We start from the raw sequence: 13,822 nt of genomic DNA on the forward strand, positions 1-13,822 counted from the left end.
GCGAGGTGACGATGGCATTGGTCACCTCCACGTCCACTGTGTTACTGGTGACTCCGTCTAGGAAAGCCTCAACCGTCGTGGTGGCGACTGTGTCCCCAGACAATAAACCAGTAGGCGTGACCGTTGCTGTCTGTGGTTCATCCGGTGTCCACGTGACCGAACGGCTGACATCTGATGAGGTCCCATCACTGTAGGTCGCTGTTGCAAGTAACTGTTGTGTTTGACCTTTCGCGACTAAGACCTGTGAAGGCGTGACGGTGAGCGAGGTGACGATGGCATTGGTCACCTCCACGTCCACTGTGTTACTGGTGACTCCATCTTTAGTGGCTGTGATCTTTATAAATCCTAACGCTTTGCCAATTAATTGTCCCGGTTCTACAAAATATCCAATGTTCTTGTTATTAGAGCGCCAAATGCTTAAATCAGTTAGCACCTTTGAAGAGTGATCAGAATAATAACCTACTGCGACGAAAGCTTTTTTGTTCCCCTTCCTCATCGTTAATTTACTTGTTCCCCGAATTCCTGATGAGGAGACGCTAATATCGATCCGTTCTAATGTTATTGCTGGTTTTACATCAACCTCTTCTGACAATTCTAAATTACAACCTGCCAAGAAGAGTATAATTAATATATAAAGGGAGATAATTTTATTCATGGCTATAGCTAGTATGGTTATAAATTAAAAATGATTCTTATAAATTCGATTAATAGCAGAGGAAATGACAATCATTTAAGATAATTAATAAATTATTTAACATAAAGCAATGATTTTATATTTTTAATTAATTATCTTTATTTATAAATATAATCATGAATAAACCCTGCATTTCGCTTTCAAATAGTACTAACTTTAGCGTTTAAAATTGGAAGATAATTAATTAAAAATAAATAATAAAAATCCCCCCCCATACAGTATTGATAGTGTTAACGTATTTTAACTAAAGAGAAAGAACTAAGCTGAGCTCAGCTCAGCTGCAAGGAGATTATCAACAATGGTTTATCAATGGGCAGTATTTCGTCATCAGCATCCTATTTTCGGGGGAGGATGTGAACTATTTGTTGTCCTGCTCGCTTTTTTATCAATAGCCTTACCTCTAATATGTGAAGAAAGCTTATTAATACTAGGAATATCTTTAGGACTTGCCATCATCTGCTTTACTCTATTTTTACTTTTTGCCCAAAGTGACAAGATCCGAAGGTCTATGCCTAGCTAGAAAAATGCTATTAAGTCCTTAAAAAACTAGGAGCTCTTCCCTCGTTTGCTTGGGTTTTCAGCATATCTATCTAAGTGACTACTCACCGCCTATTGGGCGATGCTTCTTATTTCGTTAGCCATTGCTCGATAGTATCAAGACTTACGCAGCTTCCATAAGCAGAGACGATTATCCAACCGCCTTTAATTCTAGAAGGCCTTTATCACGGATATTAAGGGCGGCGTTTAAATCACGATTTATGTCTGTAGTGCCGCCTGATGGACAATCCCACTTGCAAACCGATAAGGGCATTTCTTCCACTTTATGACCGCAACAACAGCACGTTTAGAGCTTGCGTCCCACTGATTTAGTTTAACTAGATATTTGCCTTGCTCTTTTAGTTTGTACTCCAACTTAAAGACAAAACTATGCCATGAGGCGTCCGCTATGTGTTTCGCCAGTTTGCGGCTTTTCATCATGTTTGTTGATTTCAATGTCTCAATTATCACCGCTTGGTTTTCGTCAACGAGAGTTCGAGAAAGCTTATGTTGAAAATCAGCACGAGCGTTAGCCACTTTTTCGTGGCATTTGGCAACGAGCAATCTAGTTTTTGCTCGATTGGCACTGCCTTTTGCTTTTCTAGATAGCTGACGCTGCTTTCGTCTGAGATTCTTCTCAGCACGTTTTACAAATCTTGGGTTAGCTGTCTTTCTACCGTTCGATTCAATAGCAAAATGAAATAGACCTAGATCAATACCAGTTACCTTGCTTAACGTAATGCTCTTAACCTTGCCTACAATCTCACGGTGATTATTCGCCTCTACAGGCTTTATTTTCGGGAGTTTGATGCACCATCAAAGACTTTTACACCAACACAGTGATAGCTCGATTGCTTACCGTGTCTACGTTTGAATGTGGGTACTTGGCTTTCAACTTCGGATTAAAGAAGTTATCAAAGGCTTGGTGACGATTGAGTACAGATTGCTGCAAGACGGTTGAATCATCTTGCTTCAACCAGTGGTATTTACGCGATTTCTTGGCAACTGCAAGTAGTGGCTTGATGTCCTTTTTAGGATTCAGTAAGTTTTGAAAAAATCACCACTCCAAGACAAAGTTGCTTGGTAGTTACAATACGCATAATCGCCTGGTGCTCACAAAGAGCAAAAGCGTTGCTCGTATAACAAACCCGAACCGATTGAATGCCGAAAACGACTGGAATATCGAAACAAAATTCAGACCTATTGATGGCCTTACCTTATGAGGGTTTGATGCCGTCGCGCATCAGCCGACCTTAATCGTTATACAGACAAGAGAGTAAACCTTTGGCCGACGCGCGATGCTCGGAGGTTGTTTCTGTCGTCTTTTCCGTTTTCTTCGCATAGGCGTCGTCTTCTCGCATTTGTTTAATGGTGGTAGCACAGTCACACACTCTGATACTCACCCCTCCCCCCGGTGCCTTTAGTATTAAGAAGTCGATTGAATTCACCCAAATCACGTGCCTGGATATGTCAGAGGAAACCGTAGAACGTATTTTCATGTGACCCTCTAAACGCCAAAACGCACATCAAAACAAAACCCTGAGCACTTAAACGTCCCCTCCTCCGTTTGCACGAATCGCAACGCTGGAAACACAGACCCGTAAGTGGTGTACAGAATAATGTGATCCGCTCGCTCGTGAAGAAACCATTCACCAAAGCCAGCGCCATTTAATTCAATGAAAAAGTCACGGATTTCATGGAAAGCAAAACGACGCGACACCAATTGCGGAAACTGCTGCTTGATAGCTTCAACGAACCCTTGGCCTTTTAACGACGCGATATCAGCCTGTTGCTCTGGCGACTGACGACGACTGAACATTTTTAAACGCTGGATTTTGGAAACCCAATCAGACTTTCTTTTCGCCTCATCACGACACTTTTTGACTTGATAGCGCAACTTCAAGACCGCCAAAGATCTAGAGACATCATTTTTTGGTGAGCTTTCGTGCCCAGCGGCGAAACGCTGGTCGCTGAACTTTGATTTAGAGAGAGTTAGGCTTGAGTGTCGTTGTACCATGAGGAGTTTCCTTTCTGTTTGAGTATCACTTTTATGGAGCCGCTTGGCTGTCCGGCAAACGTTCTTGGTTCTCAAGGACAAGGGCGCGAAGCGTTCATATACCCTTGTCATTGGGGTTCAGAACGATCACGGTTAACAGCCTGTGAGCCCATCAAATGATGTGAGTCGAAAGGGAAATAGGCACATAAGACAATAAGCCTTTACTCGAACTTAATTAAAGTCAGTGAAAGGAGTGAGGAAGCGCAAGCGTTCTGGCCACGCCTTCGAAATAGGACGTTCTTCATCTCAAAGCCAGCCTCAGACAATTCTAGAGGGGTGATGAGGCTACCTTTTGCTCCGGTAAAGTGATTAGCTAAACAAACGAGGTCTTCCACGATCACCTTGCTTGGTCCGTTGCCATTGTTGGATCACTTTTTCATCAATCCAAAATGTCAGCCGACCCACGATTGCAGGGGTTGGGGTGTAGATTTAACCACACTGTATTTACATTAATATCAAATTTCTCTTTTACAGGGGTCCTGTCACCCCCAAAATACAGGCTAAAAATAACAATAATCTAAACTTTCTTATCTTGCTATCGCTTCAATTAATGCCAACCCACCACCTAATCGCAAAATTTTTGATTTAAAAGACTAGTAAAATCAAAGAAATGTCATTCTCAATACTCGATTGGACTCACTTGTAAGGAAAACATAATTGATAGTTAATTTATTAGTATTCGGTCTGCATTAAGAGTTAGGTGGAGCCTCGTTTAACTGATTTTAATCAAAGGTAGTAATATATGTACACAAGGACAAGAATACTGTTCTATTTGAGTTGTTTTTTTCTCTCCTTTAATGCTAGAGCGATCGATTTATCAAATAGTTACGTGACATTTTATGAGGGACCACAATTGAGTGATCAAGCATTTCTCTACCCTATACTTAGAGAGAAAGATACTCGGGAGCTCACCTATCTTGATGACCTCATTTTAGATTCTCTGAGAGGTGGGAAGTTGGGTTATCAATATTTTGATTCCGGTGGAACGAGCGCAACTTGTCAGGGGTCCAGAGGTGGTTTCATACCAATAGGCAAGAAAACCACCGTAAGAAATCTTAGAGTCCCGTCTTGCTACAACAGCTTAATCATGCGTACGCGCTTATGTCTTTATGACAAGGACAACAAGTATATTGGAGGAAATTGTACAGACTCTTACTATGGCCATACTTTTAATCCTTTAACAGAGAAGCCTAGTGACTATAGGTACAAGAAAAATGGGACGTTTGAGGGATGTGAGTTGAACCCGGTAAAAGTAAAGCTAAGTGACATCTATGAGGATTCGGCTTTAGCCCCTGAGGCAATACATACGTACTTTCCTATTGGAACTTGTCGCGCGGTGCATTTAGAAAGTCCTGACTATAAAAGTTTTACCTCGATTCTCTCTCAGATGCATCCTAAAATATATAAGCGCTTAGGACCTAAGTGCACAGTTCTAGAAACTGAACCAGTGTCTCTAGCCCATACTAATGGGACAGTTATTCATCCTAGTATCAAACCTACAAAAGTAGGTTGCTTATAATTTTTTGCTATGTGTAGTGGTCAACTGAAATTGGCCACGGTTTTAGAGGGTACCCAAGACAATCTCTCTGATTCATTAGGTGTGAGGCCACCATTATAGTGATGTGGCCTCAATTGGCTGTAATAGCCAATGATGTATTGGATAATTTATTGTTGAGCCTCAGAAAAGCTACGATAACCTACTGTTGGGATCCACTCCGTCTTTAAGCTTCTAAAGAAACGTTCCATTGGAGCATTCTCCCAGCAATTTCCTCGTCGAGATAAACTTTGTTTTATCTGAAAACGCCACAGTAACTGACGATATTTTCTACTCATCTAGTGACTATCTTGCTCGCTGTGGAATGTAGCCCCTTTAGGCTTTCCTATACTGATGTCTCGGTAATTGACAGCTAATCGAACCAAGCGTTTTCATTAGCTTTGTTGCTAGATAACGGCTCAGAGCTACGCCTTGATTTATCACCAGATCAGCAATAGTTCTCGCTCCCGAAGAGCCATTGCTTACCGCTGCGGTCCTCACCTCGCTTGCGGTCACCCCCTCATAAATTCCGTTGTGGAAGGTCATTAATGGCGACGGCAACATACAGCGATAACACTTCATACGATGTAAGCGATTCCTTGACGTGGACGTCGAATGAGCTGAGCACGGCAACGATGACACCTACTGGCTGGTTGTCAGGGGTTGCGGTTGGCAGCACGACAGTCACGACAGCTGAAGATGGAGGCATCACCACTCACACAATCGACGTGAATGTGTTCACATGTAGAGTTACTGGATCTTCATGTCTTGAGAGCTTCGATACTGGGAGTAGGAAGATGTTTATCAACTCACCATCAAAAATATTCCTAAATAGCCTCGGCGGAGAAAATATTGGTTTTACAAAAAAAAGGAGTTAAAAGGGTTATTTAATACATACGGTAATATGTTTATCGTGCGAGTCTAGGCGCTCAGGATAAATTACTGGTCAGGGACGAATCGAGGTCCTGGTTTGAGTGTAAGACTCAAAAATGGCAGCGAAGGAACCAGTATGCCAGACAACGAGTTTTACGCCCCCTGCGTCTCAGACCCTTCACGGTTGAACCCTCGCGCTTGTGATTCTAGCCCTAAACCACCGACTAAAGTAGGGGGTTCTTTGTATAGTTTTGATGTCTTCCCAACCTCGCCCCTTTTTTCATCCCAGTCTTCATAGCAACTAGAATCAATAGCTCTAGGGTGACCACGTTCCAAGAAAGCGGCGCAATCTCGCGTCATAAGCACCGCCTCCAGCTCCCCGTATTTGTTTGAGTAAGATCGGGAGCACTTATCTCTACGCACGTTTTTGTCTTGAATGAGACCTCGACTTGCTTTGCTCTGAGGCTGATACAAGTATAATCCGGACAAATGAGCCAACCTAAATGTTCAGGCGTCCTAAGTGAGACTTTCGGAGTTTTTCCTGGCGTTTTGCTTTTAGTTGGCGAACCCACGTAGACTTACCCACATCCATGAATTGGGCTGCTTCAATGACCGATTCAAAAAATTAAATTTTTATTTAATTACCTATAATTAAATAATTAAACCATAGAAAAAACTTTAACATTCCATTCAATTTATTTGGGAAGATAACTCCTTTAAAACCTAAAACATTGGTTTCGCTCTCCAGTTAAATAGAGGGGGAATTTAACTATGAAATTATTAATTACTCTTCATAAGGTTGGAAAATTTTGGGGGGTAACCCTAGGCCGTGGGATTAAAAGCTAGCTCCCAGATTCGCTTGATAGAGTGCACCTCTCTTGCAAAGGGCTCGTTATAGTGAGCCTTACCAGCGCAGCACGTTCGCGAAGTGAGCTTAAACGACCAACATGATAAAAGCGGCAAGAACTGCCTTATGGTTATTAATTTTTTGGAGTTTACGATGCGGTTAATGATTTCAGCTGTGGTGGTGGTTTACATAGGCTATTTCTTTCCAAGTTATGTCCTGCTTGATTACTACCTGAGCATTACCCGAGAGTGGGCATTAAATCCGACTTTGGATCGAGCACTCTACTCTGCTTTCGCCTACTATTTTCTACCTGTTATCGCTTTTTTCGTGCTATTTGTTAGTGCTCGGCGAGATAAGCATTGGAAGCAGTACTTAACCTCTTGGCCCAGAAACGTATGTACATGGGGTGAAGGCGCGTTGATATTGATTGGGGTGATTTCATTAAATTCCGTATCAAATTATCTTCAATATATTATTTTTGATTGGTTTTCCCCGGGATCTTGGCAGGCCCAATCCTACAATTTTACCCCTTTATTTTCGGCCTCTGATGGAGTAATTGATTGGTCGAGTGTGTTGCGAAGCGCTCTAGACGGTGTGCTCATTTCTCCCGTGATAGAGGAGCTCCTGTTTCGTTATTTGTTGTTTGTTATTTTCAGGTCCATTTTTGGGGTTACTAACGCCGCATTACTCTCAAGCTTAATATTTGCTTCAATACACCAGTGGGCGCTGGACGCATTTATGTCTGGGGCGTTTCTATGTTGGGTCTTTGAGCGATATCGCCGCCTAGGAGTAGTCATTGTCATTCATGCTTGCCATAACCTGTTTATTTTACTTTATGATCTTGTCTATTATTTAAGCACTCAGCTTCACTTTAACCCTTGGGAGGCGGTTGATATTAGTATTATTGCGTTGCAAGTGGGGTATCTAGTGATTTTTTCACTATTTATTGATTATCAGCGTAGAGGGTTTAAGGAGAGGTAAGGTTTATACGGGGCGGTCTACTTTACGCCTTTATTTTAAATTCACTTGGTTGAGTTTTAGCGTGCTTTGGTTGTCAGCCACTTTTCTCCTCCATCATAAAAGTGAAATGAACGCTACGCGATTTTCACAATGAAAACAGTGCTGCCAAGAGGGAGTAAGGAAAGGATATTTAAAAGTTAGTGAGTGGTCTAAGCAAGCAATTGTCTTGCCTAGCTTCTCCGTTCCCTTCAAATCTCATTTTTAATTATAGTTAAATAATAAGTGTTTTTTTACCCAATCCTATAGCTTTGTTGATTCATCAAAAACCTATGGTTAAATAATATGCGAAAAATAATTGAAACTCAGTCAGCCCCTAAAGCTATTGGCCCATACTCTCAAGGGGTGATTTCTGGAGGGCTAATTTTCACTTCCGGACAGCTACCGCTTCACTCACAATCAGGCTTGATGGTTAAATCCTGCCTTGAAAAACAAACGACTCAATGCCTAGAGAACATGAGAGCCATTTTGCTACATGCGAATACTGATGTGTCAGACGTAGTGAAAACAACCGTTTATCTTACCGATATGGTGAGCTTTTCAATTGTGAATGAAATTTATAATGATTTTTTCATTAAACATGGTGCCAATTATTTTCCCGCAAGAACCTGTATCGAAGTGTCAAAACTCCCTCTCAATGCCATGATTGAGATAGAGGCCGTTGCTGTCGCACCTTAGCCGTTAACGTTTCGTAATTTTTTAGCTCCAGGGTGCCTATGTCGTAATTGTCATCAACAGCGCGAAAAATCCGAATGAGAGCATATTTGGTACGCTTAACTACTGAGCAAATTGATTCCTTAAAATCAAACTTAGATAGTACCTTCTATTGGTTTCAAGAAGGTACTGTGCTCAACTTCCTTGCGATAGCAAAATTAAAGAGCATGTTGTAGAACTACTAAAACATCGAAAATAAGACACCTAACAAGGCCATCTATACCTCAGGAGGAAAAATGGAAAAGGTCATCCGAGAACTGGCTAAAGAAGTAGGTCGAGTTATTCAAAAACCAGAAATGAAAACTGACTTTGTAATCAAAGGTCTCGGCATACGAAGAGGTGAAGAGGCGTTAATCTATCGTATTCCCTCTCATTCTAAAAAAGCGTCTTTCTATGAAAAAGGAGTGACTCTCTCTGAATTCCAGTTCGCTTACGTACATTTAAAAGAATCGGGTTATTTTACGAGAGCTTGGTTTAATAAAAACCTCTCTGCTTGTGCAAAAGAAGGGGCGTGCAATTTTACAACAATAGGCGGGGTTTTTAGCATTTTAGGTGTGGCAGAATACACCTCAAAGGCGACCTATCAATTAAAGGCATAACAAACTGTTTAGTGTAACTCCCAACGCTTTGCATTTCTCTCCACTAAACTTACTAGACTCAAGTGATTCAATAGTATCACTTGAGTCTTCTGTTGGAGTCCTTCTCATGAAAGTCGAGCTTGTTACTTCCCTTAAGCGTCAAGCGACCAAAACCCTCACAGACCTAGCCAGTGCTGTTCACCGAACATGGGACCCCCTCTACGTATCTGGTTGATGTGGACACCAGTTTATGCAAAACCGTTTGGCTATTCTCGAAGGGCTTGCTGGCGGTGAACTCGCAATCTCAAAGGCAAAGCACTGGGTCCTGATGAAGCAAGGAAAAATGTCAAAATGGCTGAAGGGATTTGGAGTGAGCCCGCGTTATCGACTCTCAATAATTCGCGGAATACATTGCCCTTGAAAACCTGCTCGCTGCCAAACAACTCGTTCAAAACATCTTCGAAAGAGTCGAACGCCTCAGCTAATTTCCCGAGTCTGGGCGTCTTCCTCCTGATCTTAAACACCTCAATTCTCGTGAATTCGTGGTTAATCCTTGCCGTGTTTTTTACCAAGCTAAAGGTGTGCATCTTTAGTTCAGCTGAACTAACCGTTGAACTAAAAACGTCTCAAGACGCTCTTGAAGTACTCGACCGTGATCAGTTTACCTTAATGAACGACCCCACGGCTATACGGCTGAGACGGGAAAAATTATCGTTATAAAACAAGGCAAAGTGACGTTTTCTGTTGAGGCCCAGAGGCTCATCAGCCCGTTATTAACTATCACGAACACCACCGCTGAAAATGTGTTGCTCACTTAATGAGACGGAGCGGAACAATACGAAAAGCGATTGCTTAAAGTGATAGAAGGCTTAACTTGGCGACACAAACGGTAAGTATTTTAGTTCTTCCCCAAGTTTGGATTTTAAAAAACTCAATTATACCGTTAATGAGATGAAATATAATGTGGTGCGGTCTTACGCAAAAAGCATTCAAGCGCTAGAGTAGAATGCCCCGATGGACGGACATTATGCAAATTTTCGACAACAAGATGGTGCGAGAAAAATGACAGTGTTGGTAGACAATATGACCGTTATTGCAAGGATTTAGCAAAGCTAACCGTCCCCGAATTAACTGCGCTCACCAAGGAGCATGGGGAGTTCTATTCATACTTCCCAACGCTTCATTTCTTTTGGACGTCGAGTAAAATTGCGCCAGAAATCACCACGCAATCCGCCGGCGCTTCAGAGTTTCTGTCTATCACTTGGTTCTCAAGAATTTCAAACATCCATAAGAGCCATTCTTCTCTGGCCATCTGTGTACGGAACATTCAAGTTCCGTCGGCAACGCTATCGAAAGGCCGAGGGCTGGCTCGGCTTTTCAATGTCTTTATTAACGATGTTTACTGGGGCTCCAAGGTTTCGCCAGAGCGATGAAAACGGGCTGGAAATTTACTTCTTTCTAGGGCCACTCTGTATGAGCCTCAGCGATCCGAGGGATTTGGTTTCCATGAATTGACCCATTGCCGCCCAATGGGCAATGGTTTGGGACGGGGTCAGTCCAGAGCTTTTGGCGGCTCTGAGTGCTTGTTTGAACAACACTTGATCGATATAGACACTCACTTTCATCACTAATCCTTCTTGTTCATGCTTACTTTATTTAAATTTACTCGGAACCCAAGATTTTGCCGCTAGAGTTTATTTTAAAACCGTCCTAATAGGGCTCGATCGGCAAATAACCACGCCCCTCAGCGCTCGGGTTGCTCGTCCTTGACCGTGATTTGAATCTTTTGGGTGGGTAATTTTAAAATTAATAAGGCTAGACGCCGTCAAAAACGGGCAGCGCTTCGAACAGGACTAGTACGTTGATAACGATGATGCTCACACCGTAGATAAACACACCAACCAACACCAACTCTCCTCCAGGCACTTGGTAAGCCTTCGATTTTTTCTGATCTTCTTCACTCTCTTCAAGGTTGTTAAACGCTGGTCTTTGTAGTCTCGATTTCCTTACTAACAATGCCGGTACGATACATGCCCAAATCGCAGCGGCAGACGCTGCATAACCAATTGCGCTAAGAAAACCAAAAGGAAAAAGAAGAGAAAAAATAAGAGGCGGAATAAATGTAACCGCCCAGGTCTTGGTTCTTCCTTTGGAGGTAGCATCAAATTGAAAAAGATCGGCCAAAAAATCAAACACACCCAACCCTACCCCAATAAAACTCGACAAAATGGCCGCCGCTGAAAAAGCACTAATGACATTTGATAGGGTTTCTTCAGCCAACACTGCTTTTAAGCTGATGAGTAAGATGTCTATATTTCCACCTTCTGCAATTATAGGGCCGAAGCTAATTCTTGGTAAATTACCATAGATACTTAATAGCCAAATGGTGTAGATAAAGAACGCCATGAGCGTTCCGCCTACAATCGCCCTTTGTGCGAGCCTTTCATCAAGGTAGTAGTCTCGCAGAGTGGAGACGCTGTGCTGGTATCCAAATGAAGTTAAAGCAATAGGGAAAAACCCCCATACGTATTGCGCATACTCAAACTTTAAGTGAGCAGTATCCAACAAAGTAACAAGATTAACATTAAACCAAAGGCCAGCAGTCCCAAAAATAAAGCTGATAATCATAAATAGCATCAACACCATGGAAATGCGGTCAACTGTTTTTGTTGAATGCCAAACTAGTCCAGAAAAGATAAGCACAAAAAGGATAGAAGCTAGTTTAGGGGAAAGGCCAAAGTACTCCTTAATGATCAGTCCAGATGAAGTGATGTAAGCGTACAGTAAAATCCCTCCCACAAAGTAGATCATTAAGTTATTAAAAAAATTAACCTCTTTTCCTAACAAATCTTTTGTGATGGAAGAAAAAGACGACCTGTATGGATAATCTTTTAAAACTTCGAGTAACAGACAACCACTGGTTGTCATAATGAGCATAGTGAAGAGCAAAGCCATTAAAGCCCCGATGGTCCAGACCCCAGCCCCTGCAGCGGGAAGTCCAAGCATACCAGCGCCGACGCAAATGCACGCGACAATACAGGCTCCTCCAATCATTGAAGGCGGGGTTGTGCTCCTTACCTGTTTCATACTAGACATAAATAAATACCTTTCTTTCGTTAGTTCAATTGCTCTTATTAGACTGCTCCCCTTACAAGCTAGGGAGGCACAAAAAAGCGCTAGAACCTAGAATCTAGAACTTAATTTTAGGAATGACATATTAATTAAATTCTAAATTAGCCTAATATTTCTACCTATTTAACCTAACTAAAAAATATTGTTTCGATGTTGAGTGCAGAAGGTGTCAAAATCGGGGGGATTTAAGGTTCGTCAGAGAATGCGTGAAGCTGGTTAATGAGTAATCAGCCAGGTTCGCATAGATATAAACATGCAAAATTGGAGAGGCTAGACGCGATGATCTTACTTAGATTGGGTCTGGTTCAAAGTAGACCTACTTAAGCCGACGCGTTGTGGAATGGTCTTTATCAGATAAGCCTGATGCCACAATTTCAGGCAAGGAAAGATATGAGCTATTACTTGATGAGTTACTACAATCGGCCTCGGCCTCAGCACGCAACTCATGGGCTGTCGCCAGTAAATGCCGAAAATAGGCTTAAATCAGTGTCCGAAATGTTGACCACTTACACTTAACAGAATAACGTCTATCTTTTGGGGGGTCAGCGTGGTTTTTGTCTACGAGAGTTCGAGAGAGTTTGTGTTGAAAATCAGCGCGAGCGTTAGCGACTTTTTCATCGCATTTAGCTAATAGCAATCTAGCTTTACGAGATAACTACTTCTGCTTACGTCTGAGGTTCTTCTCAGCACGCTTTATAAATCTGGGGTTAACTGTCTTTCTGCCGTTCGATTCAATAGTAAAGTGAGACAGACCAAGATCAATACCTGTCACCTTACTCACTGTATGAAGCAAACTAGGCGCTTCCACTCCATCATCAACAAGGATAGATGCGTAGAACTTACCTGTTTTACTCAATCTGACAGTAATACTTTTAACTTTACCTACAATTTCACGGTGAATGTTCGCCTCTACAGGTTTCATTTTCGGAAGCTTGCGGTACATATGCGACTTTAAATGTAGAGCTTTGTGGTTCGCAAAACGCACAACGCCAAACTGAGCTATTAAAAACTCAGATTGCTCTTACGTTGGGTAAATGCGTGCCTTAGTTGCTCTTAACACTCAAAATCCTTAACTGTATTCATGAACAGTCTTATATCAACTGCTTCGGGCTGTCTATCTTAAAGTGCTATCGCACTTTCGCCTTATCTCCCCGCCCTCAGAGCTGGCGAGGGTTTACGGCGTGATTGCTAAAAAATCAATTACTCCCAGGACTGTGAAAATTCTTGATCTTTAAAGGCAGCAGCGAGGCCTGTGACTTGTTGTAATCGTAGAACTTCATCTTTATCCATTCCCAATTCGTAACAAATTTTATGATTTGCCCATCCCATCTCTTTGAGTTGAATAATCAGATCTGCAATCAGTTCAACTTGGTGTGAGCCACGCGCCAGGTTATGGCGAACAGAAGTCGATATGCAATTTTCTTCAGGCAAATTAAGGACCACCGCGGGGATGTACCCCGTTAGGGTTTGCAGATCTGGGTGGTTCAATAATAATTGATAACGATGAAACCCATCGATGACAACGTATTTTTTGACCGAAGCATTCAAACGATTAACCAAAATAGGCATAGTTAAACCATTTTTCTCCATCGACGTTTTTAGGAGTTTGCTTTCTGGAGGCGCCATTTTATTTGGGTTGTATTGATTAGCTTCTATTTCATCAAGTGGGATCATTTCAACATGACAAGCTGGCGGTAAATCAGGAATAAGCTCGATGAGTACTTTGGCTGCTTTATTGTAAATTGCGACCTTATCAATGACTTGTTTGTCCGTGTTATTGATAGATTTCAACGGCTTCTTGGTGCGATGCTGATAAGCTAGAGTAGGTTCACTTTCCATT

At 42.1% G+C, this 13,822-nt stretch carries 11 protein-coding genes and 4 pseudogenes; 5 read left to right on the forward strand and 10 right to left on the reverse strand.

Annotation, left to right across the window (positions count from 1 at the left end):
• The 7 genes and pseudogenes from ACED25_RS18900 to ACED25_RS18930 all read right to left on the reverse strand — a co-directional run.
• Positions 1–655, reverse strand: a 655-nt coding sequence (locus ACED25_RS18900) for an Ig-like domain-containing protein (protein WP_371695880.1), incomplete at its 3' end; no start/stop codon positions are given.
• 727 nt (positions 656–1,382) lie between these two features.
• On the reverse strand, positions 1,383–1,505 hold the full coding sequence (locus ACED25_RS18905; protein WP_198592117.1) for a transposase: 123 nt from the start codon (positions 1,503–1,505) through the stop codon (positions 1,383–1,385).
• Positions 1,451–2,041: a transposase gene (locus tag ACED25_RS18910; protein WP_338390936.1), complete on the reverse strand. Its 591-nt coding sequence runs from the start codon at positions 2,039–2,041 to the stop codon at positions 1,451–1,453. The genes ACED25_RS18905 and ACED25_RS18910 overlap by 55 nt, the downstream gene beginning before the upstream one ends.
• 697 nt (positions 2,042–2,738) lie before the next feature.
• The gene (locus tag ACED25_RS18915; RefSeq protein ID WP_102258285.1) at positions 2,739–3,248 is read right to left on the reverse strand and encodes a hypothetical protein; all 510 of its coding nucleotides are present in this window, start codon (positions 3,246–3,248) and stop codon (positions 2,739–2,741) included.
• Positions 3,249–4,826: 1,578 nt separating this feature from the next.
• A pseudogene (locus ACED25_RS18920) lies at positions 4,827–5,310 on the reverse strand (integrase core domain-containing protein); the annotation flags it as partial.
• 537 nt (positions 5,311–5,847) lie between these two features.
• The gene (locus ACED25_RS18925; protein WP_016800043.1) at positions 5,848–6,054 is read right to left on the reverse strand and encodes a hypothetical protein; all 207 of its coding nucleotides are present in this window, start codon (positions 6,052–6,054) and stop codon (positions 5,848–5,850) included.
• A gap of 140 nt (positions 6,055–6,194) precedes the next feature.
• A pseudogene (locus ACED25_RS18930) lies at positions 6,195–6,310 on the reverse strand (IS3 family transposase); the annotation flags it as partial.
• Positions 6,311–6,694: 384 nt separating this feature from the next.
• Here ACED25_RS18930 and ACED25_RS18935 point away from each other — a divergent pair.
• The 5 genes and pseudogenes from ACED25_RS18935 to ACED25_RS18955 all read left to right on the forward strand — a co-directional run.
• The gene (locus ACED25_RS18935; protein ID WP_016800044.1) at positions 6,695–7,522 is read left to right on the forward strand and encodes a CPBP family intramembrane glutamic endopeptidase; all 828 of its coding nucleotides are present in this window, start codon (positions 6,695–6,697) and stop codon (positions 7,520–7,522) included.
• Positions 7,523–7,843: 321 nt separating this feature from the next.
• Complete coding sequence (locus tag ACED25_RS18940) at positions 7,844–8,236, forward strand: Rid family detoxifying hydrolase (RefSeq protein ID WP_016800045.1); 393 nt, start codon at positions 7,844–7,846, stop codon at positions 8,234–8,236.
• A gap of 272 nt (positions 8,237–8,508) precedes the next feature.
• On the forward strand, positions 8,509–8,871 hold the full coding sequence (locus ACED25_RS18945) for a hypothetical protein (protein WP_016800046.1): 363 nt from the start codon (positions 8,509–8,511) through the stop codon (positions 8,869–8,871).
• Between the two features lie 106 nt (positions 8,872–8,977).
• A pseudogene (locus ACED25_RS18950) lies at positions 8,978–9,211 on the forward strand (prevent-host-death family protein); the annotation flags it as partial.
• Positions 9,202–9,431, forward strand: a pseudogene (locus ACED25_RS18955) (type II toxin-antitoxin system RelE/ParE family toxin); the annotation flags it as partial. The pseudogenes ACED25_RS18950 and ACED25_RS18955, both read left to right, overlap by 10 nt.
• Positions 9,432–10,665: 1,234 nt before the next feature.
• Here ACED25_RS18955 and ACED25_RS18960 read toward each other — a convergent pair.
• The 3 genes from ACED25_RS18960 to ACED25_RS18970 form a co-directional block, all read right to left on the reverse strand.
• Entirely contained in the window at positions 10,666–11,946 is a 1,281-nt protein-coding gene (locus ACED25_RS18960) for an aromatic amino acid transporter (protein WP_029222809.1), read from the reverse strand.
• 691 nt (positions 11,947–12,637) lie between these two features.
• Positions 12,638–12,904 (reverse strand): transposase, encoded by a 267-nt coding sequence (locus ACED25_RS18965; RefSeq protein ID WP_240798348.1) that lies wholly within the window; start codon positions 12,902–12,904, stop codon positions 12,638–12,640.
• Between the two features lie 278 nt (positions 12,905–13,182).
• On the reverse strand, positions 13,183–13,821 hold the full coding sequence (locus tag ACED25_RS18970) for a ParB/RepB/Spo0J family partition protein (RefSeq protein WP_016800051.1): 639 nt from the start codon (positions 13,819–13,821) through the stop codon (positions 13,183–13,185).
• Position 13,822 lies beyond the last annotated feature (1 nt).

Source organism: Vibrio sp. 1F263 (genome assembly GCF_041439035.1).
Lineage (GTDB): Bacteria > Pseudomonadota > Gammaproteobacteria > Enterobacterales > Vibrionaceae > Vibrio > Vibrio tasmaniensis_A.

What these genes read in the sequence shown, in the direction of transcription:
- ACED25_RS18905 (WP_198592117.1), bottom strand. Translation starts at nt 1,505, where the DNA reads ATGCCCTTATCGGTTTGCAAGTGGGATTGTCCATCAGGCGGCACTACA.
- ACED25_RS18915 (WP_102258285.1), bottom strand. Translation starts at nt 3,248, where the DNA reads ATGGTACAACGACACTCAAGCCTAACTCTCTCTAAATCAAAGTTCAGC.
- ACED25_RS18925 (WP_016800043.1), bottom strand. Translation starts at nt 6,054, where the DNA reads ATGACGCGAGATTGCGCCGCTTTCTTGGAACGTGGTCACCCTAGAGCT.
- ACED25_RS18935 (WP_016800044.1), top strand. Translation starts at nt 6,695, where the DNA reads ATGCGGTTAATGATTTCAGCTGTGGTGGTGGTTTACATAGGCTATTTC.
- ACED25_RS18940 (WP_016800045.1), top strand. Translation starts at nt 7,844, where the DNA reads ATGCGAAAAATAATTGAAACTCAGTCAGCCCCTAAAGCTATTGGCCCA.
- ACED25_RS18945 (WP_016800046.1), top strand. Translation starts at nt 8,509, where the DNA reads ATGGAAAAGGTCATCCGAGAACTGGCTAAAGAAGTAGGTCGAGTTATT.
- ACED25_RS18960 (WP_029222809.1), bottom strand. Translation starts at nt 11,946, where the DNA reads ATGTCTAGTATGAAACAGGTAAGGAGCACAACCCCGCCTTCAATGATT.
- ACED25_RS18965 (WP_240798348.1), bottom strand. Translation starts at nt 12,904, where the DNA reads ATGAAACCTGTAGAGGCGAACATTCACCGTGAAATTGTAGGTAAAGTT.
- ACED25_RS18970 (WP_016800051.1), bottom strand. Translation starts at nt 13,821, where the DNA reads ATGGAAAGTGAACCTACTCTAGCTTATCAGCATCGCACCAAGAAGCCG.